Origin of the sequence: Anaerotruncus sp. AF02-27, assembly GCF_003465835.1 — a bacterium.
Classification (GTDB): Bacteria; Bacillota; Clostridia; order Oscillospirales; family Ruminococcaceae; genus Anaerotruncus; species Anaerotruncus rubiinfantis.
Window position 1 is genome coordinate 1 of record NZ_QSBX01000036.1, and the last position, 19,782, is coordinate 19,782.

The window sequence follows — 19,782 nt, forward strand, 5'->3', positions numbered from 1 at the left end:
ATGCCTCGGCTCGTAGCTGGCTGCCACTCTTCCGAGGCAAATATATTGTAACAGGAGGACAAGCAATAAAAAACCGCCCGCGTGTAGCGGGCGGCCAGAGAGGAGAAACAAAATGTGGAAGAAAATCAGGGAAAGTCTAATTATTGATCCGAAACGGGATAGCGACCTTTTTTATGAAAGGCATCCCAATTTACCATTGGGAATCTCATTGGCTGCTTTTTTATCCTCGAGTATTCCGCTTATCCTGTTGATAATAATCCGAGGATGAGCGCAACCCACCCCGCAAGACTCGAGATCAACGCAAGGATGAAAATTACCACTGGTATCAAAAACCTTCGACGATCCTTTGCTCGTAATGAAAAATCGCGTGCGGGCGGAAGGGGGAACAACAATGTTAGATAAACTGTTTTGGCGAATCAACGCTAGGAAAACGGGAAATTACTTCAAAATCATTGAGATTGGCGGAAAGCTCTTTTTTGTGACGATAGAGCCGTATATCAGCATCGATGAGCGTATAAAGCAAGCACGGGAAGCGGGCTTTTTATCAGAACAAGACATTCGAGATTTCGAGGATAAGTCAGCGATAAACTGAGGAAAGCCAAGGATATGCAGACTCTAGCTTATTTATTATCCCAGAGTAAAGGCGAATTTCAGAGGAGGAAACTTTGATAGGGTTTTGATCAGAATTTCGATGGGTTTCCAACTTAGACAATTTGTTGCGATAGCATCCATAAATTTCGAGAATTTCAACTTGAGAAAAATCGACTGGCAAAATTATCACCTCCTTTACCGAATATTACCATAGTCAAGGAGGACAAGCAATAATAGCGCCCACAAATCCGCGGCGAAAGGAGGCCCGCAAATGCGAAAAACGCTGGACCAGATCCGGGAGATCCCTGGACCTTACATATCGGCGGCGGATGCGGCCGCCTACATCGGAATAGATGCGCAAATAATCCGAGTCGCGGCTACGGGAAAGGCAAAGGTACAGTTGCCGTTTCCCACGGAAAAATGGACCGAAAAACGCCTGAGAATCCCCAAAGGGGAATTTATCAAATGGGCCGAAAAAACCGAAGGAATTTGAAAAAATCAGAAAGGACAGATCATCATGCGCAAATTATGGACCCGCGCCGCAGCTCAGGCGCATTACATCAAAGTACAGACAGGCCGCGCGCCGCATGACCTTGCATACTGCTCCGCATGTGACTATCTCAAAAAGCCTGCCCGCGCGCCGGAGCATGAACTGAAGCGGCAAGGAATCAAGGCATAAGGAGGCGCGTCAAATGGCCTATCAAAAGGTTGCGTACCCGCCGCGAAAATGCGCCGTGTGCGAAACCGTATTTACACCAGGCCGCCGAGACAAAAGATTTTGCTCCGCCGCGTGCCGCAGCAAATACCGACACCGGGTACGTCCAAACAAGCCGCGGAAATCCAAAAGGACGCGGCAGTTAGTAGATAGACGCTGTACACACCCTTTATCCATTGGGGATGGATGCTATCTACACGAGCACTGCGGGACCTGCCCGTTTGCGGATTGCGCAGCGGACGCGGCGGACATCGTAAATTACGACCGGGAAGCGAAAGGAGACGCGAAGAATGGACAACCTGTATGAGCTTTGCGCGTTTTACCTGTTTTGGGGGCCTCGCCTGATAATCCCATTTGGATGTATGGTGATGGCCGCCGCAATAAATGAGGATCTTATACCGTGGATCAAGAGGAGGAGCGCTCGTGCTGTGCACCGTCGAAAAGCCGGTTAAATTCAAAACCTGCAAAAACTGCCCGGATCATACACGGGATCGCTCGTGTTGCGAGACATGCGCGGGATGGCGCTACCGGGAGCGCCGTAACAAGCAGTATCACGAGATCTATGACCGCCGCCGCAAAATCAATACGGACGCGGCGGCACATGTCAGCCAGTCCATTGCACGTACTTTTCGGAGGACCGGCGTATGGTGAGCCTACATATTGCGCACGTAGCCGCCCAGCTCGTCATTTTAGGATTGGCGGCACGGCTCCACATCATTGACAGCTATCCGCGCTTGCAGGCCGCGCGCCGGGCCGCGGGGAAAGGAAGATCATGGCGAAGAAAAAACAACCCCCGCAGGATCAAAAATCCTTGCGGGAAATGACCATAGCAGAGGTAGAGGAGGCCCGCCACGCATATAACCGCCTGCATCCAAATGACCGAATCGAGAGCTACGGGAAATTTGTGCAAAGAATGGGGGACAAAATCCCGTGAAGATCCTCGATGTTTTTGGATCGCTGGCCTATGCCGTGGGGTCTGGAGGAGAGTGCTACATATTGACCGGGTGCCGGACGGACCAGGACGGCGGACAGCTGTATTTTGACCACAAGATCAAACTTAACGGCGCACAGGCGCAAGCGGTTGGGGAGATTATCGATGAGGCCACATTTGCGCAGCGCCGGATCATTGCCGGGCTTGCGGACATCCTCACCCCCCAGGAGGAGCGCCGCCGCGCGGCGGCGCTGTACGAACCGGCCGCCCCGGAGGATTGCTGTCCGCGTTGCGGCGAGCACCCGCCCGCGGAAGGGGATACTCTTTGCCTGGATTGCCGCGCATGGATCGGGGAATCGATCCACGGCCGCCTGGAATTTAAGCCGTATACAAACACGATTTGCCCGGTATGCGGGCAGAAGTTACGCCCGGCCGTGCAATGCCACAGAGCCGGTGCAAGTATCTGTATGACGCATTGCTTTAACCCGCCGTGCGAACATCTCGACATGACAACCAGCCTTACGCGCTGCACCTATGCCGAGGATCGAGGAGGCCAAAAAGCACAACAAAAAACGGTTTAACGCCCACTGTCCAAAGTTGCGTTAAACCGTTTCGCTTACTCCGAGAGCTGGCCGCTCTCATTGCATTTATTATACCACGTGAGCGGCCGGACTGTCAATTGTGCAATCCCTGCAAGGCCGCATTGTGAGCGGCCTTGCGACGGAATCAATCTATTATCTTACCGACAGGAGGCCAACAATGGGATACTACATGCAGACCTACAAAACCGGGGCAGTGATCGAGGTCGAAAAGCGGCAGACGCTCGGCAGGCCGAGGGAAACCTTTGGCCCTCGCGCTCCGAAACAAAAACCCACGCCGGATCAGATGTTTGCCATCAACGAGCGAAACGCGGCCAACAATCTGCGCCGCATCCTAAACGCCAATTTTGGGGAGGACGACTACCACGTTGTCCTCAAATACAAGCCCGGCGAGCACCCGGACCCTTAGAAGCCCGCAAGCAGATCGAAAACTTCCTCCGCGGCTTGCGGGCCGTCTTTAAGGCGGAGGGCCAGGAACTGAAATACATACACGTCACGGAGCATTTGAGATCGACCATCCACCATCATCTCATTGTCCAGCATTGCGATCCGCGTATCATATCCCGCCTTTGGAAAAAGGAGCCGTCCCACCTCCGGGCAAGCTTCCACCCGCTGGACGGCAGCGGGCAATATAAAAAGCTGGCCGAGTACCTCATCAAAGAGACATCAAAAACATTCCGCAGCGGCGAGAGCGCATACCGAAAAAGATTCTGCGAAAGCAAAAACCTCATCCACCCAAAGCCAAAAACCAAAAAGATAAACGCGCAGAAATGGAGATCCGCCCCAGTACCCAAAAAAGGTTACATCATCGAGACTGATTCGGTCGAAACTGGAGTCAATCCATTTACCGGGCTTGTCTGGCAGAGATACAGCATGATCCGCATTGCGCCGCCAAACAAGCCAAGAAAAAGGACCATATAAAAATCAAAAAATCGAGGTGATAAAAACGCTGGAACTAAATCAACTTTACAACATGGATTGCATGGATGGGATGCGGGAATTCCCGGACAAATATTTTGAACTGGCGATTGTAGATCCGCCCTATAGAGATGAATCGGAGAATTGCCCCACAAAAGATATGCGGAAACACGGGACAATGAAAACTTTCGGAAAAAAGCCAGACGCAAAATATTTTGATGAGTTGTTTCGCATAAGTCAAAATCAAATCATATGGGGCGCAAACAATTTTAAATTACCAGAATACAAAGGATTCGTTGTCTGGAAAAAACAAACGATATCCGAGAAATTTACCATGTCGATGGCGGAAGTTGCCTACATATCGGAGGGGCTTGGAACGATATCTAAAGTGTTTGAGTATCCGCCGCAGGGCAAAAAAGACGATTGTAGAATCCATCCCACGCAAAAGCCGGTAGCGCGCTACGAGTGGCTATTATCCAAATACGCAAAACCCGGAGACAAGATCCTCGACACTCACGCAGGCAGCGCGTCCAGCCTGATTGCCTGCCACAACATGGGATTTGATTATATCGGCTTTGAGATCGATCGGGATTATTACGAAAAAGCGCTGGAGCGCCTGGAGGCGGTTAAAGCGCAAACGAGATTATTTTAGGAGCGTGACCTTATGAAAATATACATAGCGGGCAAGATCACAGGCGATCCAAATTACAAAAGCAAATTTAATGCCGCACATCTATCAATTGTGTATCAATACGATGTCCCCATCAACCCCGCGCTCCTACCGGCCGGATTATCAAAAGCGGACTATGCCCGGATTTGCTTTGCAATGATCGATACGGCCGACAAGGTTATGTTTTTGCCGGACTGGCAGGAGAGCCCCGGCGCACGTCTCGAAATGGAATACTGTCTGTATACCGGAAAAGACATCGAAATACTGCCAGTAATACCAGAGGTATAACAGAACCATTTTGCCGCCGCTGGCAAAATGGAAAGCCGAAAAACAATAGCGGGGAGGAAAGATCGTGATATACCGAAAACCCTACAAGCCGCGCCGCACACAGATCCCGGAAAAGGATCGGATCGCGCCGCCCGGACAGCAGGCCACACCACCGGAGCCGCGGCCGGAAGAAAGCACAAGTTGCTTTAAATCCAAATCTCAGACCATCGATGTAACCGTGACGAATCAACCGTTAGCGCCCCAAAGCAGTAGTGGGCGATCCGCCTCTGCAAAAGGGATGTCATCCGGCCTTATTAACCATATACCGGAGCCGCCGCTAGATCCGCCGCCGCGCCGCCGCCCCAAAGCCGCCTCCCCCACAATGCCGATTCCCACCGAAAGCGAGGAGCAGCAACAACTCTTTTTATGGGCGCAATGGATGGAGGGACAGCACCCGGAGCTCGCACTTTTGCACCATATCCCCAATGAGGGCAAGCGCTCAAAGGCTACGGGCGGCCGCCTCGTTGCAGAGGGATTGCGAAAAGGCGTGCCGGACATCTGCCTGCCAGTCCCAAACGCAATATATCACGGTCTGTATATCGAGCTCAAGCGTATAAACGGCCGCGCGTCGGAAGATCAAAAGAGATGGATCTCCGCCCTGAATAATCAGGGATACCGCGCCGCCATCTGCTTTGGATGGGATGAGGCCGCGAAGGTCATTATGAGCTATCTAAATATCAAAGGAGGACCGCACCATGTCGAGGAGTAAAAACGAGTCGTCATACCGTTATTGGACCCGCCTGTCAAGAGATCACGCACAGCCGGGCAAAGACCGCACAAAGAGCCGCCGCCCGCGGTCACGCACCCAGAGAGGAGGCCGCCGCAATGGATAATGTAATAAGCCTTGCGGCCGCCCGTGCCGCCGCCGATCTCGTGCCGAATTATCCCATCCCATACAATGAGCTGACTGTGGAGCAGATTATACCGCAGATAGCGGGTATATGGGAGGAGATAGACAAGATCCCGCATAAGCGGTATGGAGTGTGCCGGTTTTGCGGACAGGTTAAGGACATGCCGGACGCCGGTTATAGTCTGCAAAAAGATCTCGATGAGATTGCCCCCCGCCAGTGCGAGTGCCTGGACGCAAAATCATACGCAGCGGACTTGCGACGCGAGCGGGAGCGCATAGAAAAACGCCTCACCGCACAGGAGCAAGCGGAGGATGCCATCGACGAGATGTTTGGAGAGCAGGCTCCGGGATATGGAAAAATAACCATCAAGGAGGATACTCGCGCCCACATCCTGCAAACCGCCATGATGGTATACGACCGCAAGATGCGCGGCGCGACTATCGAGGTTACTGACGGTATCAAGGTCAAAATCTCCCGGTCCGCAAAGGATATCCTCAAAATCAAGCGCGCGGATAGCTCGGAATGGGAACAGGAAATCGAATAGGAGGAATCCCTAAATGTCAAACATCACCGACTTTATCCCGGCCCGCACCATATACCCGCCGTATGCCTGGGCGATCTTTAACGGCCTCAAATGGTGGGAGACTACTCCGCGCCCGGTGAGAATCCGCGGCCGCATTGCAATCCATGCAGCAAGAGCCTGCCCTGCTGCCGAGATGTGGCGCTTTGTCCGGGAAATCAACAAGTGCAGAGATGTTGCGGAATATATGAAACGAGGCCTTTATACCAGAGAGTGGATGCAATCTCTACCGCATGGGGAGATCCTGGGAACCGTTGAAATTGTCGATTGTATCCCGGTGGATCAGATGCGGGATCGTCTCACGGATTTGGAGCGCGCGTTTGTCGATATCTCAGACGGCCGGTATGCCTGCAAGCTCGCCAACCCCATACAATTCGCAAAACCGATACCAGCAACCGGGCAACAGGGGTTTTGGCGCTTTTACGGGATGGCGGATAGCAAAAGCGCCCAGACGGATAACAAATAGCGGGGATGAAACGCCATAAACCGAAATCGAGGTGATAAAAACGCTGGAACTAAATCAACTTTACAACATGGATTGCATGGATGGGATGCGGGAATTCCCGGACAAATATTTTGAACTGGCGATTGTAGATCCGCCCTATGGAATTGGTCATGACGGACAGCGGCAGAGTATACATAACAACCCAAAGCACAACCGAAAGTATCATGCCCGGAAAGGCTGGGACAGGGAAATGCCGCCGCCGGAGTATTTCAGGGAGTTGGAACGGGTTTCCGTAAATCAAATAATTTTCGGCGGAAACTATTTCGTCCCCATGTTGAACTGCGGCACAAAGGGCTGGGTGGTTTGGGACAAAGGGCAGCACGGATTGACAATGAGCGATTGCGAGCTTGCATATACATCGTTTAACTGTCCGACGCGAGTTGTTGTAATAAATCGAATTGAATTGCAAAGAGACGGAGATACGTTCCATCCCACGCAAAAGCCTGTGAAGCTCTACGAGTGGCTATTAGCCAAATATGCAAAATCCGGCGACAAGATCCTCGACACTCACGCAGGCAGTGCATCCAGCCTGATAGCCTGTCACAACATGGGATTTGAGTACATCGGATTTGAGATCGACCGGGATTATTACGAAAAAGCACTGGAGCGCCTGGAGGCGGTTAAAGCGCAAATTAGGTTTTAAAACCAAACCGCCCGGCGTAGCAGGGAGAAAGAAAAGGACATGAAATACGAATTTACAGGAGAGACAAAAAACGTTTGCGGCATTACATTGCGGCGCATTCGGGCGCTTATGGATATTGGTGAAAATGTGATAGCTGGAGACACCGGATGCTGCATGGAGTGCCGGAATGAAGTACGTCATAGACCGCATCCCGCCGAGCAATAACCGGTACATAGGGCGAACGAACTTCCGGGAGTACCAGAAAGCCAAAAAAGAATGGGCCGAACTAATTTACTGGACGTGTATCCCGCGCCCGGAAAAGCCAATTTCCCGCGCGGTTGTGAAGCTGACCTATTTCTTCCCGACCAGAGGACGGCGCGACCCTGATAATTATTCCGGCAAGATGATTCTGGACGGGCTGACGGCGGCGGGAATCATAGAGGACGACAGTTTCGGGCATATCGAGCTTATTCTGCGCGGCGGATATGATAAAGACCATCCGCGAACAGAGATTGAGGTTATGCCGCAAGAAAGGAGATAAGACATGGCAAGAACCAAGAAATACGAAAGAACACCGGTAATTCTCCGAGCAGATGAAATCGTGAAAATGTTTTATCAGGGATATACCATCCCTATGCTGATAAAAAAGTGAAGGAAAGCGAAATATCCTCCACGATTGCAGCAAAGCGCAAAGTCTATGAGACTTTGTACGAATACGACATGCGCAAAGGATGGGAGAAAGATGAAACGCCATAAACCGAAACCAAACCGCCCGGCGCAGCTGAGAGAGAGGAAATGCCATGAAAGATTATCAAAAATCAGTGATTGAAAAGATACAGGCAATGACCCCAGAAATGTTTTACGAATTTGTGATGGATCTCTGCAATACATATATCGAGACAAAGAACCGCCCGCGCTACACCGAGCAGGATATCGCAATCATGCGCGGGAGAGTAGCGGAGGGCACGCCGTGGGTTGCGCGTGACGATGACGGAGATTTTGCGGCATACAAAGAAAAACCGGAAAGACTCAAGATCGGATGGTACTCAGATGATGATTTTTACGATATCAACGGTGATTTGCTCTCATGGATCAAACCCGGCGAGTGCGTAGACCTGAGAGAGATATTGCGGGAGGTGAAATAGATGGAGTGGATCAGCGTAAAGGATAGGCTTCCGGAAGATGATTTGCCCATAGATACAGACAGACTGATGATAAAAGTGCTTGTCTGTTCTACAAGCGGCAAATACGGAGTGAGAACACTATTCAGACAAAGGTGGACAATGAATTGGGACCCCAAAACCGATACAAGTACATATGCGCCCTGGGAATGGAGCAGGCACGCTCTAAACATCACCCACTGGATGCCTTTACCCGAACCACCAAAGGAGGATCACTGATGGCTGAATACATAGATATCGTCGGCATAAAGCAAGCTGTCAACAAGGGGGAAATGCAAGCATTTGTGCGGGATGGCAGCATCTATTTGCAATGCAAGGTTTCCGGCGAATGCGTAAAGATTGGTGATGCTCCCGCCGCTGATGTCGCGCCGGTGGTGCATGGGCGGTGGATTGATCCGGAAGATGACGACGGAGGCACATTATGGCATTGCTCCAAATGTGGCTATCCAGTTAAAACCATCGCAAAACCAAATTGTAATTATTGTCCCAAATGCGGCGCTCGAATGGACGGAGGCGAAGAAAATGCGGCTGATTGATGCTGAAAACTTTTGCAAAGAACATCAGGACCTCCCATCTGTCGTGTATGTTGCGCTTTCCAAATCGCCCACCATAGACCCCATCCACGCCGTGGGCGGGTGTAGGTGCGCGGAGTGCAAATTTGCCTCAGCGGACGGAGGTTACGAATATCCAGGACAGGCAGAAACGCATGTCAATTGCACCATCCGGTTAACACGGAATCACAGGGCAGTTATTATGCCAAAAGATGGACATTGCAGTTGTGGTGAGCGAAAGGACGGTAAGAAACATGACAACCAGTGAAGCAATCAAGTGGTTTGAAAATCGAAAGAGCGGCAGTACAATGCCCGGTGCAGTGTTACAAGATGCACGGGAACAGGCGATAAAGTATCTCGAGGAGATAGAGACTGTTGCCACATGAATTTAGATAGCGGGCGTTACAGGTCCGCACAACCAACAACAAGTAGCGGGCGTTACAGGTCCGCACAACCAACAACAAGTAGCGGGCGTTACAGGTCCGCACCAACCAACAACAAGTAGCGGGCGTTACAGGTCCGCACAAACCAACAACAAGTAGCGGGCGTTACAGGTCCGCACCAACCAACAACAAGTAGCGGGGAGGCGATCAATTGATATTTGACGATGTGGCGGAAGTCATGAACAAAAATCCTGTTAGAAAAATAAGAAGGATAACCGGGCTTAATGTCAGTAGGATACAGAGTTTGCGATGCGGATGTACGTTTAACCTTGATTATAGCGTCGTCGCCGCACTCGAAAAGCTTGGATACACCGTAAAACTCGAAAAAAAGTGTACCGAAAATCAGAACGCAAAATGATTTATACTGCGGATAGGTAGAGGAATCTGCCTATCCTTTTTCCTTACTCTTTCCTCCTCCCGCGCTGGCAGACCGCGGGACCTAATAGTCTGCCGGTCATATAAATAGAGATCGGAGGAAGCGAATTGGAGGCGACAACATGATAAAAACCAGAATCCCCAAAAGAAGGGTATTTAATATTATTTATTCTGTCAAAGAATTGTCGAGATATATGGACAAATTGCCCAATGTAGATGAATGCTACAAATTTGTATCCACCGGAGGGTTTTCGTCCATATCATTTGTAAAATTTGTTGCCGACCGCACAAAAATCAACGAAATGGCGGCAACAACCTTGCGTGTCGGAAGAAAAGAATTAGAATGCTTAGATCGACTGAAAAAATATGGAAAGCTGGATCGATGTTTTTTTATCGTCGGCGGAATTATGGCCAATGACGGAAAAAAAGGAAAGGTATACCGATATTACGAGGATTTTGAGGCGGTATGCCGCAACAACGGATGGGAATATAAAGCGACAACCAATCATAGCAAAATCATATTGATGGATACCGAAGCCGGGAAATATGTCCTGGAAACCTCCTCCAACTTAAATGAAAATCCGAAAATGGAACAATTTAGCTTTGAGAATAATCAGGCACTGTTTGATTTTTACCGTGAGTGGATCATGGATGTGATGAGATGTTAAATGCACGGGAGGAAAAATTTGTTGCCGCACTGGTTGCCGGGGATTCGCAGCGCGCCGCGTATCGGAAAGCCTTTAAGCAAAGCCGAAAATGGAAGGATGCAACCGTCGACACAAAGGCGTGCTTGCTCTGGAAACAAGATAAGATTCAGGAAAGGTATTTTGAGGTTCGAGAGGAGGTCGCAAGAGCGGCCCATGATGAGGGGATTGTTACCGCGAAAGACATTCTCCGTGAGCTTGCCAAAATAGGATTCGCAGACATAACGGATTACCTGACGGTAAAAAGCGATCTCGTCCAAATCAAAAACACGGAGGATATTCCCCGCGCTCGAATTGGCGCAATATCCGCAATAAAACAGGGTAATTTCGGGATCGAAATGAAATTACATGATAAAGTACGGGCGCTCGAATTGATGGCAAGAATTTATGGGCTTGTGAACGGGCAGCCAATGCAGCAGGCAGATGATAACGGGCTTTCTGAGGCGATTGGAAACGCGGCAAAGGAGATTTTTGCAGATGAGGTTCTCGACGTTCAGCAGAAAACAACTGAAGATACTGACGTGGTGGGCGCATCCGATAGCAAAACGGAACTATGATGCGATCATTGCGGATGGCGCGATTCGATCAGGAAAAACGTTGTCGATGTCTGTGTCATTTATGCTGTGGGCTATGCAGAATTTTGACGAGGAAAACTTCGCAATCTGCGGAAAAACGGTCGAAAGTTGCAATCGAAATGTAATTGTGCCGTTAATCAATGCGATTGGCACGCTCATGGGATTTAAGCAGATAAAAAGCAAAAATTATATACAAGTAAACTTTGCGGGACACTCTAACCGGTTTTACATATTCGGTGGAAAAGACGAGGGGAGCGCGGCGCTTATCCAGGGCATAACCCTTGCGGGGGTACTGCTTGATGAGGTTGCGCTGATGCCGCGATCGTTCGTGGAGCAAGCGCTGGCTCGCTGTTCGGTGGAAGGTTCACGTTTTTGGTTTAACTGTAACCCGAACAACCCGCAGCACTGGTTTTATATCGAGTGGATAAAAAAGCATCAAATGCGCCGCGCGCTTTATCTCCACTTTACAATGGACGATAACCCATCGCTGTCTGACAAGACAAAACAGAGATATCAAAACCTATACAGCGGCGCATTTTACGAGCGATTTATCCGCGGAAATTGGGTGGCGGCCGAGGGCGTTATCTACAGCATGTTTGATCCAGAGATCCATTGCTATGACGAGCTGTCGCCGGGAGCAGTTACGCGGAGTACAACACGCATTATCGCTTGCGATTACGGGACAATCAATCCATGCGTTTTTCTGGATTTTTTGATCGAGCCAAATGGAGCAATACATCTGGACCGGGAGTATTACTACAACAGCAGGGCCGAAGAAAACGGCGGAAAGATGAAAACAGATGAGGAATATTACAGAGATCTAGAATCATTTGTATTATCGCGGCGCGCAACCTGGGAACAGGGGCAGGAAATCGGAGAGTTTCTTGTTGAGCCAGAAATGATTATTATCGATCCATCGGCCGCATCGTTTAAAGAGTGCATTCGGCATCATGGGCGGTTTGCGGTCAGAGATGCAGATAATGAGGTATTGGACGGAATCCGACGCGTAGGAACGGCATTGCAGACCGGTCGCCTGAAAGTAAGCCGGAAATGTAAATCGACCATCGGAGAATTCCAGTCCTATGTATGGGATGAAAAATCTCCGGTCGACAAGCCGGTAAAGGCCAATGATCATGCAATGGATGCACTTAGATATTTTATCAACACGATTTATGAAAGAAGGTGGGGAGTATGAGCAAGCGAGGAAAACAGCGAGCGGCCGCGGGAAGAATCGGGGAGCCGGTGGTTGTCGCGGGAAGCATTCCGGCGCTTGATGCTTTCCAAAATTCGCTCACCCGGCAGGGCGTGGGGATGCCAAACTTGACAAATGCCACAAAGTACCCGCTCACCCGCATGGATTTTGATTTTACCCTCCTCAATTCTCTTTATCGCAGCCATTGGATTGCCGCTGGCATTGTAGATATACCGGCAGAAGATATGCTCAAAAACTGGATCACTTTACAGAGCAAGATGCGGCCAGAGGATATTGATGATTTCGAGCGCCGGGTTCGCCAAACGAGGACCCGCGCGCAGTTGTTGGAGGGCCTCAAGTGGGGAAGGCTATACGGCGGCGCAATTGGGATCATAACGCTCGCCTCGGATACTGATCTTGCAAATCTTTCGGAGCCGCTGGAACTGGAAAATGTACAAATGGACGATTACCGCGGCTTGCGCATATTGGATCGATGGATGGGGGCGACTCCATCCGCAGAATTGGTTGACGACATAACATCCCCGGAATTTGGGATGCCAAAATATTATTCGCTTACCGGAATAGGGCTAAACGGAGTCAGTGTACATCATAGCCGCATTGTGAGGTTTGTGGGGGTTAAACTTCCGCCCATCGAGGAAATCGCGGAAAGTTATTGGGGAATGTCGGTGCTTGAAAGACCGATTGAAGAAATCTTGAAGCGGGATAACAGCAGTGCCAATATTGCGGGACTCATATTCCGCGCAAATTTGATCGTGCGTACAATGGCGGATCTGCCGCCGCTGGCCGCCACAAACAATCAGGCGTACCAGCGGATATTGCAATCCCTCGAGGCACAAAATCAGTTATTAAACAATTTCTCACAACTTTTGCTCGGGAGAGACGAGACGGTTTCCTCGCAAACCTATACTTTTTCGGGGCTGGCAGATATTTATGAGGAGTTTATGCTGGATGTCGCCGGAGCCGCCCACATACCGGTAACAAAACTATATGGCCGATCACCGGCCGGAATGAACTCAACCGGAGAAAGTGACCTGCAAAATTACTATGACATGATCACGCAGGAGCAGGAAACCACTCTAAGGCCGGTATTGGACAAGCTGCTCCCGGTTATCTGCATGAGTACATTTGGAGCCGTCCCGGACGATCTGAATTACAAATTCAATTCGCCAAAAACCGTAAGCCCCAAAGAGGCCGCCGAACTTGCCAAAGCTTACACGGAGGCCGTTGCATCCGCCTATAATGCAAACCTCATCTCACAAAAAGCGGCGGCAAAGGAATTGCGGCAGCAGGCAGACACTACAGGGATATTCTCAAACATTACAGATGAGGACATCGAACACACGACAGATGAGTACATAGGAGACCGAAATGAGGATATGTCGCAGTTTGCCGATATTTTAGGAGGACTGCCGACCGCGCCGCTTCCCGCCGTCGAAAAACCGGAGAGTGATGTCTAATGGCTCTAATCAATCCATGGGAACCGCCCGCCCGCATAGAGGACGGCTACCGAAAAGCAATCGAAGCTGGGATACTGGCTTTTCAGCCTCAAATTGCAGCAGCCGGGAGCCTTGCCGCGGCGCTCACAGCACTGGAAGCATTCGGACAATCCGAAACCTTTCGTCTATTTGCCCGCGCGGTAGCGGCTAAGATGGTGACAAATACGTTGAGCTGGAGCGCTAAAACATGGAGGGATGCTGCGCGGGAGATGTCCAAAGGCCAACAGATATATAACGCGACCCGCTCGGAAATCGACGGCCGCCTTAAAAATGAAATCGAGTGGCAGATCACGCGCAACGCACAGCTCATATCGTCGTTGCCCCAGGAAATACGCCAAAACGTGGACGGTATCATTTCGCGCATGACGATCGAGGGATCGCGGCCGGAAACAATCGAAAAAGAAATTCTCAAATACTTCCCGGAAACTACGGCAAAACGCGCGAAGCTTGTAGCGCGCACCGAAGCGGCTAAAACGCATACGGCACTTATTCGGTCCCGCGCTGAGAGTCTCGGGATAACGTGGTATATTTGGCATTCGACAAACGATGTTCGAACCCGTCGTGCACACCGCCTTATGAATGGAGTCCTTTGCCAATGGAGCGATCCGCCGAGCCCGGAAGCCCTTGCCGGAGAAAGGACGGTTGGCAACTACGCGCCGGGAGAAATTTGGAATTGCCGATGCTACCCGCAGCCGGTTACAAATATTAACCGGGTTAGCTGGCCGCGCAAGGTCTACTATAACGGCAGCATCCAGACAATGACGCTCGCGCAGTTTAGACAGATTGGAGGTATGGCCGCATGAGCGATTACAGGGAGCGCGCCATAAAATCATACGACCGGGAAACAACTCCCCGCCGTACAGCTTTTTATGGCACGCGCATAAGCCCAAACCAGATAAAGACCGTGGAGGATTACACAATCTATCTCAACGTCCCAATTGCCCGCGTGGGAGAACAGGAATACTTGCCCTCCGAATTAGGATTGACGGGAAACGATCCCGTAATCCTGTACCGGCCGGAGGAGGAAGTTTTCGCGCCGGAAGCAATCGCCAGTTTTGAGGGAAAGATCGTAACAGACGAGCATCCCGCAGATATGGTCAATGCCGACAACGCGAGCGTGTTGTTAAAAGGCGTTGTCCTGAATGTCCGCAGAGGGCAAGGAGATGAAGCCGACCTTCTTCTGGCCGATCTCATTGTTTATGACCGCACGCTCAATGAAGAAATTCAAAACGGCAAACGGGAAATCAGTAGCGGATATTATCACGATATCGAAGAAACGGAAGGTCGCTATTATCAGCGAAATATCCGGGGTAATCACGTCGCAGTCGTACCGGCTGGGCGGGCGGGTCCCAGGGTTTCGATAAAAGACGCAGCACCCCAAAATAAAAACCGAAAGGAGATTAAAACTATGTCACACAAAGCAAAATGGTATTCCAAAATTCTCGGGATTGCCGCAAAGGATGCAGACCCGGATGCGGTCGCGGAAGTGATCGACGAGATTGCGGAATGCAACAAACCGGAGAAAGACGAGGAGACGCCGCCTCCCGAGAATGCGCCGGACCCAAACGCGGCCCTCATGGCGGAAATTAAAAAACTGTCCGACCGACTCGCGGCCCTCGAAAATCCCGGCGAAAAGGACGTGCTCGACGAACTCGCGGAGGAAATCAAGTCTGGGGACGAGGAGGGAGATTCGCCGGAAAGCGAGGAAACTGTCATTGTAGATGCCGGGGAGGAAAACCAGTCCGCACAGCTTAGCCGCGACGCTGCAACCGCACTGATCAAATCCGTTCGCCCGGTTCTTGACAGCATCAAAGACGACAAAGAACGCAAAGCGGCGAAAGACAGCTTTGCAAAATCTCTGCGGCAGATGATGGCGGCCCCCGAAAAGCCTGCAATGGCAAAAATCAATGAGGAGATGCGCAAAGCCGCAACCAATGATGCGGCTCCGGCCGACGAGTCAAAAATCGGTATCGAAATTCGAAACAAATTCAATCCGCATTATGCGAAAAAGTAAAGGAGTGTTTTAAATGCCTGGACAGACGATTGGAATAAATCTCAACAACGGGTATCCGGGAACCTTCTCCCGGCAAAATGTATATCTTGCGGTTTCCCGCGTGGCGGGCGGGAATATCCCGTTCGGATCGCCAGTGAAATATGATTCCGATGGAAACGTCGTAGTTATGGGAGCCTCAGACACCGCGGCCAAATTCCTCGGGATCGCCTCCCGCAATGTCAAACAGTCAACCGTAATCGGAGAGCCGGTCGAAAAATACGCAGCGAATGAGATTGCAACGATCGTAACGATGGGCGCGGTTTCGGCCGTCTGCAATGTAGGCGATCCCACGGTAAACGGTAACGTTTATCTGCGAATTACCGCAAATGAAAGTGTAACCGGAGGCGTGGTTGGTGGCCTGGAAGCAACCGCAGATGGCGCAAACTCTGTATTGCTTACAAATGTCCGCTGGAATATCAACGGCAAGGATGAGAATGGGGTATCCGAAATTCGCATCCTGTACCCGGTTAATGCGTAAGGGAGGAATGACAAATGAGCAAAATCATTGAATTTACCAAACCCACCAAAGAACGAGTCCAGACAATGGACAGCCTGATTCGTTCCGGGAAAATGGGCGCGCGCTTTGCGTTGCCGCAGATGGACGCGGCAACCGCTGGCGGCCTTGCGTTCCTCGTGGGAGAGCTTGAAAAGGTCGATACAGCCCTGATGGAGCCCCTCACCTCCGTTACGTGGATGCGTGATATCGTCGCCAAAACAGGCGGCGGATTTGTAAATCTGGTTTCGGCCTATGCCGTAAGCTATGGAACCACCGGAGCAGATGAGGAGTCGTTGATCTACAACGGAGCAACCGACATTGCTACCGCGCAGGCAGACCTCACAAAAGACCTCTGGAAAACTGTAACCTTTGCTATGAACATGCAAATTGGTTATCTGGACCAGGAGGCTCTCCGCCAGATCCCGCGCAGTATCAATGAGATTTACGATAACGGGATCAAACTTAACTGGAACAAGTTGCTCGACAAGAGTACATACTACGGGCTTAGCAAAATCAACACCCACGGACTGGTAAACAATCCGAATGTGGTTACATCCACCGTCGCGGCCGGAGCATCCACCAAAACCACTTGGAAAGATAAAACTCCGGTTGAAATTCTCGCAGACGTGAACGCGGTTCTTGCAGCGCAGTGGGAGGCCGTGGGATATGACACCTCCGCAATGGCAAATCACATTTTGGTCGATCCGGTCAACTTTGGATATATCGCAACTACGCCCGTAACCGAAGCGGGAACAGAAAGCATCCTGTCCTATATTAAGCGCAATTGCCTTGCGGCGGCGCAGCAGGTAGACCTTGAATTCGTCCCGTGCCGCCAGTGCAAAGGTGCCGGAGCGAGCAGCGCAAACCGGCTCGTGGTATACCGCAATGACGAAAGCAAGATTGACTTTGATATCACCATGCCGCTTGGCCGCGTCATGACTTCGGTAGACGCTGGAAAGCTTGCATACCTCACGAGTTATGCGGGCCAGTTCTCGGAGGTCAAATTCAAATATCCGCAGACGGTGCGGTATGCGGATGGGGTGTAACGGATGAAGCTATACACAAAGCAAACTTATGAGCTCACCTCTCCTACTGGAGAAAAGAGAATCATTCGCTGTTTTGAAATCACCTCGGTTCCCGATGAATTCGCCGTGTGCCCGACTTTTCGGGCGGGACTCGCGGCCGGGAAAATTACACTGATTGAGTCCCGACGGGAAGAATCCAAAACAGAGCAACAGCCCGAAAAAGAATACGCCCGCATGACGGTTGCTGAGTTGGAAAAGCTCGCGGAAAAACGAGGCGTTGACTTGGAGGGCTGCAAGAAAAAGGCGGACATCCTTGCCTGCCTTACCGGTGAAATCTTTGACGAGGAGCGCGATGGCGAAAGCCTCGGCCCCAAAGAACAGTAAAGGAGCGTGATCCCTGTGGCTATGGATGGATGGGAAAAAAGAATCATATCGGATGCGGCCAATATGCCACAGGGATCAAACCCTGCGTTCGCCGCCGCCGATCTGTATGCCTTTTATCCACAGTTTAAAGGCATAATCCCCGATGTGGTTATCGAAATGTATATCGGCCTTGCAAGCGCTTCTCTATCTGCCGCGCGCTGGATGGGTTCCTGGAAAATCGGAATGTGCATGTTTGTCGCTCATTTTCTCACGCTGTATTTACAAACCTCTACTCCAGAGGGAGCTACCGCCGTGCAGGTTATAAACGCGGGAGAAGCCCGCGGACTTACCACCTCCAAATCGGTTGGAGGAGTATCCCAATCGATTGACTATAGCACCGCGGCGGCTGACCTCGATGGATGGGCCGCATGGAAACTCACCGCATATGGACAGCAATTCGCAACGATGGCAAAATTGGTTGGCATGGGAGGAGCGGTTATATGGTAGATATCGGCGTAATCGTAAAGGATGGGGACATCGATCTTGAAAAGGTAATGGCAGCTCTTAGGGAGCTGGCCGAAACCGATGTACTCGTCGGGATACCGGAGGACAAAAGCGCCAGAGAAAAGACGGGGCCGGGGAAAGAGGATATCACCAATGCTCAGTTAGCCTATATCCATACCAACGGCGTGCGCCGCCTATCAATGCGCAAAGAAATGCAGCCGGACATTGATGCGGGAAAGCCCTATCCTATGGTTCTAAAAGCCTATGTGCAGGAGCATGGATCTCCGCTCTGGCACTCTCCGCCGCGCCCGTTTTTAGAGCCGTCTATAGAAAAACATATAGACGAAATAAAAGAGGATCTCGAAACCGCGACAGCCGCCGCACTGGAGGGGGAGGATGTACAATCTCATTTAGAAAAGATCGGAATGGACGCAGAATCAAACGCAAAGAACTATTTTGAGGAAGATAACGGCTGGCCGCCGAACGCCGCCGCCACAATCGAGAAAAAGGGAAGCGCCGCCCCGCTGGTTGATAAAGGAGCAATGAAACAATCAATTTCTTACGTAATCAGAAAGAAGGGGGAGCGCGGTGCTTAACGTTGCAAACTTGGTGATAGATCCCGCATTTGCACAAAACATATCGCTTTACCGGAGCAGCGGAAAGTGGGATAAAGGTAAATTCATATCAAACCCGCCTGAACAACTCACCATCATTGGATCTGTACAGCCTGCCGGGGAAAAAGATACGATTATGACCCCGCAGGGAAATCAGATACAGGCCGAGGTTGCGGTCTACTCCAACTCTGTTATCCATACCACTCGAGCCGGGAACGATCCGGGACTTTCAGATGAAATCGAATGGAGCGGAGCCAGATATAGAGTGATGCGCGTGGAAGATTGGCACGACTTTGGATATTACAAAGCGCTATGCGTTCGAAAGGCAGGCGGACAATGAATAAATCAGTTGGACAGCTCGAAGAAATTCTCCGGCAGGCAGTTTTAAAGTGCCTAGGTTTACCAGACGATGAAAGCACCAGCAGAAGGGTATGTACCGGATGGCTGGATGCGCCAGAGTTTGAAAACTCGGAGGATATCGCCTTTGTTACCGTTACGCCATCGTCAGATCCAATCACCCGGCAGCGTGATACTACATGGATTCCCAACGGGGACGGAACGGCGGAATACACAGAAACCGGCCTGCGTGTCATGAGCGCCAATTTTGTGTTTTATGGCCCGAACGCCAACGAGGATGCGCAGACGGTAAGAAACCGTATACAGATGCCCGCAGCGAGGGAATTCCTGATGCGTAGCGGTATCGGATTGATAATCGCCGGAAACGAGCCCGTAAGGATACCGGAAGCTCGAGACGGACAATGGTGGGAACGGGCCGACTATTCGATCAATTTTAATGTGATTTCGAGCTATTCCGAACGGATCGGAACGATCGAGTCACTCGGAGAAATCCAAATAAAATCTTAAATCGAAAGGGGTTTTA

The 19,782-nt window shown here is 50.8% G+C and carries 30 protein-coding genes; 29 read left to right on the plus strand and 1 reads right to left on the minus strand.

From position 1 onward, the window contains the following. The first annotated feature begins 391 nt into the window (after positions 1-391). The 6 genes from DWV16_RS17040 to DWV16_RS17060 all read left to right on the plus strand — a co-directional run bounded on the left by DWV16_RS17040 (position 392) and on the right by DWV16_RS17060 (position 3,245). A complete protein-coding gene (locus DWV16_RS17040) occupies positions 392-592 on the plus strand; it encodes a hypothetical protein (protein WP_118480531.1) in 201 nt (66 codons plus the stop codon). Between the two features lie 270 nt (positions 593-862). Beyond that, positions 863-1,084: a hypothetical protein gene (locus DWV16_RS17045; RefSeq protein ID WP_118480533.1), complete on the plus strand. Its 222-nt coding sequence runs from the start codon at positions 863-865 to the stop codon at positions 1,082-1,084. A gap of 24 nt (positions 1,085-1,108) precedes the next feature. Continuing rightward, positions 1,109-1,270, plus strand: coding sequence for a hypothetical protein (locus DWV16_RS19175; RefSeq protein ID WP_158572959.1), 162 nt, complete (start codon positions 1,109-1,111; stop codon positions 1,268-1,270). Between the two features lie 808 nt (positions 1,271-2,078). Beyond that, a complete protein-coding gene (locus DWV16_RS19180; RefSeq protein WP_158572960.1) occupies positions 2,079-2,240 on the plus strand; it encodes a hypothetical protein in 162 nt (53 codons plus the stop codon). Next, on the plus strand, positions 2,237-2,818 hold the full coding sequence (locus DWV16_RS17055) for a hypothetical protein (RefSeq protein ID WP_147349487.1): 582 nt from the start codon (positions 2,237-2,239) through the stop codon (positions 2,816-2,818). The genes DWV16_RS19180 and DWV16_RS17055 overlap by 4 nt, the downstream gene beginning before the upstream one ends. 178 nt (positions 2,819-2,996) lie before the next feature. Further along, a complete protein-coding gene (locus DWV16_RS17060) occupies positions 2,997-3,245 on the plus strand; it encodes a hypothetical protein (protein WP_118480538.1) in 249 nt (82 codons plus the stop codon). Here the strand turns inward: DWV16_RS17060 and DWV16_RS19430 are convergent. Beyond that, on the minus strand, positions 3,242-3,427 hold the full coding sequence (locus DWV16_RS19430; protein WP_147349488.1) for a hypothetical protein: 186 nt from the start codon (positions 3,425-3,427) through the stop codon (positions 3,242-3,244). The genes DWV16_RS17060 and DWV16_RS19430 overlap by 4 nt on opposite strands. Before the next feature lie 292 nt (positions 3,428-3,719). Between DWV16_RS19430 and DWV16_RS17070 the strand changes: the two genes are divergently transcribed. The 23 genes from DWV16_RS17070 (at position 3,720) to DWV16_RS17190 (ending at position 19,766) form a co-directional block, all read left to right on the plus strand. Next, entirely contained in the window at positions 3,720-4,406 is a 687-nt protein-coding gene (locus DWV16_RS17070; protein WP_199719799.1) for a DNA methyltransferase, read from the plus strand. 12 nt (positions 4,407-4,418) lie between these two features. Next, positions 4,419-4,712 carry a DUF4406 domain-containing protein gene (locus tag DWV16_RS17075; protein ID WP_118480544.1) on the plus strand — a complete coding sequence of 98 codons (294 nt, stop codon included), beginning with the start codon at positions 4,419-4,421 and terminating at the stop codon, positions 4,710-4,712. A 64-nt stretch (positions 4,713-4,776) separates the two neighbouring features. Then, positions 4,777-5,460 (plus strand): VRR-NUC domain-containing protein, encoded by a 684-nt coding sequence (locus DWV16_RS19690; RefSeq protein WP_243007358.1) that lies wholly within the window; start codon positions 4,777-4,779, stop codon positions 5,458-5,460. Between the two features lie 116 nt (positions 5,461-5,576). Then, entirely contained in the window at positions 5,577-6,146 is a 570-nt protein-coding gene (locus DWV16_RS17085) for a hypothetical protein (protein ID WP_118480546.1), read from the plus strand. 13 nt (positions 6,147-6,159) lie between these two features. After that, positions 6,160-6,648, plus strand: coding sequence for an ASCH domain-containing protein (locus DWV16_RS17090; protein ID WP_118480548.1), 489 nt, complete (start codon positions 6,160-6,162; stop codon positions 6,646-6,648). Between the two features lie 85 nt (positions 6,649-6,733). Continuing rightward, a complete protein-coding gene (locus tag DWV16_RS17095) occupies positions 6,734-7,330 on the plus strand; it encodes a DNA methyltransferase (protein ID WP_243007359.1) in 597 nt (198 codons plus the stop codon). A 166-nt stretch (positions 7,331-7,496) separates the two neighbouring features. Continuing rightward, entirely contained in the window at positions 7,497-7,850 is a 354-nt protein-coding gene (locus DWV16_RS17100) for a hypothetical protein (RefSeq protein ID WP_118480550.1), read from the plus strand. Between the two features lie 259 nt (positions 7,851-8,109). Next, positions 8,110-8,454 (plus strand): hypothetical protein, encoded by a 345-nt coding sequence (locus tag DWV16_RS17105; protein ID WP_118480552.1) that lies wholly within the window; start codon positions 8,110-8,112, stop codon positions 8,452-8,454. Next, positions 8,455-8,709, plus strand: a complete 255-nt coding sequence (locus DWV16_RS17110; protein WP_118480554.1) for a DUF551 domain-containing protein — start codon at positions 8,455-8,457, stop codon at positions 8,707-8,709. It begins immediately after the preceding gene. Then, complete coding sequence (locus DWV16_RS17115) at positions 8,709-9,026, plus strand: hypothetical protein (RefSeq protein ID WP_118480556.1); 318 nt, start codon at positions 8,709-8,711, stop codon at positions 9,024-9,026. Before DWV16_RS17110 ends, DWV16_RS17115 begins: the two co-directional genes overlap by 1 nt. Positions 9,027-9,981: 955 nt before the next feature. Next, complete coding sequence (locus tag DWV16_RS17130) at positions 9,982-10,527, plus strand: hypothetical protein (RefSeq protein WP_118480562.1); 546 nt, start codon at positions 9,982-9,984, stop codon at positions 10,525-10,527. Beyond that, positions 10,521-11,120, plus strand: coding sequence for a terminase small subunit (locus DWV16_RS17135; RefSeq protein WP_118480564.1), 600 nt, complete (start codon positions 10,521-10,523; stop codon positions 11,118-11,120). The genes DWV16_RS17130 and DWV16_RS17135 overlap by 7 nt, the downstream gene beginning before the upstream one ends. Next, a complete protein-coding gene (locus tag DWV16_RS17140) occupies positions 11,041-12,333 on the plus strand; it encodes a PBSX family phage terminase large subunit (protein WP_118480566.1) in 1,293 nt (430 codons plus the stop codon). The genes DWV16_RS17135 and DWV16_RS17140 overlap by 80 nt, the downstream gene beginning before the upstream one ends. Positions 12,334-12,449: 116 nt before the next feature. Next, positions 12,450-13,808: a DUF1073 domain-containing protein gene (locus tag DWV16_RS17145; protein WP_243007360.1), complete on the plus strand. Its 1,359-nt coding sequence runs from the start codon at positions 12,450-12,452 to the stop codon at positions 13,806-13,808. Continuing rightward, positions 13,808-14,650: a phage minor head protein gene (locus DWV16_RS17150; RefSeq protein ID WP_118480570.1), complete on the plus strand. Its 843-nt coding sequence runs from the start codon at positions 13,808-13,810 to the stop codon at positions 14,648-14,650. Before DWV16_RS17145 ends, DWV16_RS17150 begins: the two co-directional genes overlap by 1 nt. Further along, on the plus strand, positions 14,647-15,861 hold the full coding sequence (locus DWV16_RS17155) for a DUF2213 domain-containing protein (protein ID WP_118480572.1): 1,215 nt from the start codon (positions 14,647-14,649) through the stop codon (positions 15,859-15,861). The genes DWV16_RS17150 and DWV16_RS17155 overlap by 4 nt, the downstream gene beginning before the upstream one ends. 13 nt (positions 15,862-15,874) lie before the next feature. Continuing rightward, the gene (locus tag DWV16_RS17160; RefSeq protein WP_118480574.1) at positions 15,875-16,378 is read left to right on the plus strand and encodes a hypothetical protein; all 504 of its coding nucleotides are present in this window, start codon (positions 15,875-15,877) and stop codon (positions 16,376-16,378) included. Positions 16,379-16,392: 14 nt separating this feature from the next. After that, complete coding sequence (locus tag DWV16_RS17165) at positions 16,393-17,442, plus strand: DUF2184 domain-containing protein (RefSeq protein ID WP_118480576.1); 1,050 nt, start codon at positions 16,393-16,395, stop codon at positions 17,440-17,442. 3 nt (positions 17,443-17,445) lie between these two features. Continuing rightward, positions 17,446-17,805 carry a hypothetical protein gene (locus DWV16_RS17170; RefSeq protein ID WP_118480578.1) on the plus strand — a complete coding sequence of 120 codons (360 nt, stop codon included), beginning with the start codon at positions 17,446-17,448 and terminating at the stop codon, positions 17,803-17,805. Positions 17,806-17,826: 21 nt separating this feature from the next. Then, complete coding sequence (locus DWV16_RS17175; RefSeq protein ID WP_118480614.1) at positions 17,827-18,291, plus strand: DUF4054 domain-containing protein; 465 nt, start codon at positions 17,827-17,829, stop codon at positions 18,289-18,291. Next, entirely contained in the window at positions 18,285-18,884 is a 600-nt protein-coding gene (locus tag DWV16_RS17180) for a hypothetical protein (RefSeq protein ID WP_118480580.1), read from the plus strand. The genes DWV16_RS17175 and DWV16_RS17180 overlap by 7 nt, the downstream gene beginning before the upstream one ends. Continuing rightward, on the plus strand, positions 18,877-19,242 hold the full coding sequence (locus DWV16_RS17185) for a hypothetical protein (RefSeq protein WP_118480582.1): 366 nt from the start codon (positions 18,877-18,879) through the stop codon (positions 19,240-19,242). The genes DWV16_RS17180 and DWV16_RS17185 overlap by 8 nt, the downstream gene beginning before the upstream one ends. Next, positions 19,239-19,766: a hypothetical protein gene (locus DWV16_RS17190; RefSeq protein WP_118480584.1), complete on the plus strand. Its 528-nt coding sequence runs from the start codon at positions 19,239-19,241 to the stop codon at positions 19,764-19,766. The genes DWV16_RS17185 and DWV16_RS17190 overlap by 4 nt, the downstream gene beginning before the upstream one ends. Positions 19,767-19,782: the final 16 nt, after the last annotated feature.

Coding starts and splice junctions, on each gene's coding strand:
- DWV16_RS17110 (WP_118480554.1), top strand. CDS start 8,455: ATGGAGTGGATCAGCGTAAAGGATAGGCTTCCGGAAGATGATTTGCCC.
- DWV16_RS17075 (WP_118480544.1), top strand. CDS start 4,419: ATGAAAATATACATAGCGGGCAAGATCACAGGCGATCCAAATTACAAA.
- DWV16_RS17085 (WP_118480546.1), top strand. CDS start 5,577: ATGGATAATGTAATAAGCCTTGCGGCCGCCCGTGCCGCCGCCGATCTC.
- DWV16_RS17130 (WP_118480562.1), top strand. CDS start 9,982: ATGATAAAAACCAGAATCCCCAAAAGAAGGGTATTTAATATTATTTAT.
- DWV16_RS17095 (WP_243007359.1), top strand. CDS start 6,734: ATGCGGGAATTCCCGGACAAATATTTTGAACTGGCGATTGTAGATCCG.
- DWV16_RS17105 (WP_118480552.1), top strand. CDS start 8,110: ATGAAAGATTATCAAAAATCAGTGATTGAAAAGATACAGGCAATGACC.
- DWV16_RS17180 (WP_118480580.1), top strand. CDS start 18,285: ATGGTAGATATCGGCGTAATCGTAAAGGATGGGGACATCGATCTTGAA.
- DWV16_RS17170 (WP_118480578.1), top strand. CDS start 17,446: ATGAAGCTATACACAAAGCAAACTTATGAGCTCACCTCTCCTACTGGA.
- DWV16_RS17100 (WP_118480550.1), top strand. CDS start 7,497: ATGAAGTACGTCATAGACCGCATCCCGCCGAGCAATAACCGGTACATA.
- DWV16_RS17045 (WP_118480533.1), top strand. CDS start 863: ATGCGAAAAACGCTGGACCAGATCCGGGAGATCCCTGGACCTTACATA.
- DWV16_RS17175 (WP_118480614.1), top strand. CDS start 17,827: ATGGATGGATGGGAAAAAAGAATCATATCGGATGCGGCCAATATGCCA.
- DWV16_RS17090 (WP_118480548.1), top strand. CDS start 6,160: ATGTCAAACATCACCGACTTTATCCCGGCCCGCACCATATACCCGCCG.
- DWV16_RS17040 (WP_118480531.1), top strand. CDS start 392: ATGTTAGATAAACTGTTTTGGCGAATCAACGCTAGGAAAACGGGAAAT.
- DWV16_RS17145 (WP_243007360.1), top strand. CDS start 12,450: ATGCCAAACTTGACAAATGCCACAAAGTACCCGCTCACCCGCATGGAT.
- DWV16_RS17165 (WP_118480576.1), top strand. CDS start 16,393: ATGAGCAAAATCATTGAATTTACCAAACCCACCAAAGAACGAGTCCAG.
- DWV16_RS19175 (WP_158572959.1), top strand. CDS start 1,109: ATGCGCAAATTATGGACCCGCGCCGCAGCTCAGGCGCATTACATCAAA.
- DWV16_RS17190 (WP_118480584.1), top strand. CDS start 19,239: ATGAATAAATCAGTTGGACAGCTCGAAGAAATTCTCCGGCAGGCAGTT.
- DWV16_RS17155 (WP_118480572.1), top strand. CDS start 14,647: ATGAGCGATTACAGGGAGCGCGCCATAAAATCATACGACCGGGAAACA.
- DWV16_RS17140 (WP_118480566.1), top strand. CDS start 11,041: ATGAGGTTCTCGACGTTCAGCAGAAAACAACTGAAGATACTGACGTGG.
- DWV16_RS17135 (WP_118480564.1), top strand. CDS start 10,521: ATGTTAAATGCACGGGAGGAAAAATTTGTTGCCGCACTGGTTGCCGGG.
- DWV16_RS17160 (WP_118480574.1), top strand. CDS start 15,875: ATGCCTGGACAGACGATTGGAATAAATCTCAACAACGGGTATCCGGGA.
- DWV16_RS17115 (WP_118480556.1), top strand. CDS start 8,709: ATGGCTGAATACATAGATATCGTCGGCATAAAGCAAGCTGTCAACAAG.
- DWV16_RS17060 (WP_118480538.1), top strand. CDS start 2,997: ATGGGATACTACATGCAGACCTACAAAACCGGGGCAGTGATCGAGGTC.
- DWV16_RS19180 (WP_158572960.1), top strand. CDS start 2,079: ATGGCGAAGAAAAAACAACCCCCGCAGGATCAAAAATCCTTGCGGGAA.
- DWV16_RS17150 (WP_118480570.1), top strand. CDS start 13,808: ATGGCTCTAATCAATCCATGGGAACCGCCCGCCCGCATAGAGGACGGC.